Below are 1481 nucleotides of genomic sequence, written 5' to 3' on the forward strand. Positions count from 1 at the left end.
GGGGGGTGCTTCTATCTGTTCGGTCAAGGTCTGTGGGCTTGGTCAGGCTGTTTGTTCGTGCCCGGGTTGGTAGAGGGTGCGGTGCTTGAGCATGGCGTGCAGGACGTCGACGCGGCGGCGGGTGAGACAGATGAGGGCGGCGTTGTGGCGCTTCTTCTCGGCGCGCTTCCTGTCGTAGTAGGCCCGCGATTCGGGGCTGCTCAGCGAGGCGAACGAGGCCAGGAACAGGGCCCGTTTGAGCATCTTGTTGCCGCCGCGGGGCGGTCCTTCGCCCCGGATGGAGGTTCCCGAACGACGGGTGGTGGGGGTCAGTCCCGCGTAGGAGGCCAGGTGGGCGGCGGTGGGGAACGCGCTGGCGTCGCCGACCTCGGCCAGGATGCGGGCACCGGTCCTGACCGCGACCCCGGGCATGGAGGTCAGGACCTTCGCGAGAGGGTGCGCCTCCAACAGGGCTGCGACGCGGGTCTCCAGGACTTCGCGGCGCTTGAGGAGGACCGTGAGGGCCTCGGCCAGGCCGGAGACGATCTCTCCCGCCGAGGCGGTGCCGGGAACCGTGACGGTCTGCTCGGCCAGCGCGGCGGTGATCTGTCCGGCCAGGGTGTGGGCACTGCGCATCCGCGGAGCCGCCTGGAGCATGACCTGCGCGATCTGTTCGGTGCCGGCCTGGGCCAGGGCGGCCGGGGAGCCGAAGGTCTGCAGCAGGGCCAGGACGGCCGGGTGTCGCAGTCGGGGTCCCAGGACGCGTTCGAGGGCGGGGTGGATGGAGGTGAGCAGCCCGCGCAGCCGGTTGGAGGTGCGGGTGGCGTCCTGGGCGAGGTCGTCGTCGTATCCCAGGACCATGGTCAGTTCGGCCCGCACGCCTTCGGCCGGGTCGATGGAGTGCAAGAGGTGGGGCATGGTGCGGGCGGCATCGGCGATGACGTAGGCGTCGCGGGCGTCGGTCTTGCCGGTGCCGGGGTGCAGGTCGGCGAGCCGGCGCATCGACAGGCCCGGGAGATAGGCGACCTCGCATCCACAGGCGCGGGCGACGGTCACCGCCAGGGTGCCGATGGAGGCCGGCTGGTCGACCACGACCAGGACTTTCCCCTTGCGCTCCAGGCGGGCGAACAGAGCCCGCAGCTGGGGCTCGCCGTTGGGCAGCGGCTTGTCGAAAGTGATGCGGCCGTCGGCCAGCAGGGCCGTGCCGTGGTGGGTGGACTTGCCCACGTCCAGGGCGCAGAACACGTCGATCGAGGTGAAGTCGTTGCTGGTCACCGGGCTTTCCCTCCCCGGAGTCACAACCGGTGGCCAACCCGGGCACCGGAGATCGGCAGCCACATTACGCAGCCCTGCCCGAAGGCGGACACGCTTCCATCAGCGACCATCCGGTGCCGCCAGGACCGGCGACAGCACCCCCCGGATCATCAAGGACAGGGGCAACGAGTCATACCGGGCCTGGAGGCCACGAGCCCGAACCGGGCTCTACAAGGAAGGTAATGGGC

Annotated in this window: 1 protein-coding gene; it reads right to left on the minus strand. The window is 70.2% G+C overall.

Going from position 1 to position 1481, the window contains the following annotated elements; genetic code table 11:
- Window positions 1–42: 42 nt before the first annotated feature.
- Window positions 43–1254, minus strand: coding sequence for an IS110 family transposase (locus ACFY1U_RS50950; RefSeq protein WP_390700932.1), 1212 nt, complete (start codon window positions 1252–1254; stop codon window positions 43–45).
- Between the last annotated feature and the right edge of the window lie 227 nt (window positions 1255–1481).

The organism is Streptomyces sp. NPDC001351 (assembly GCF_042896045.1).
Classification (GTDB): Bacteria; Actinomycetota; Actinomycetes; order Streptomycetales; family Streptomycetaceae; genus Streptomyces.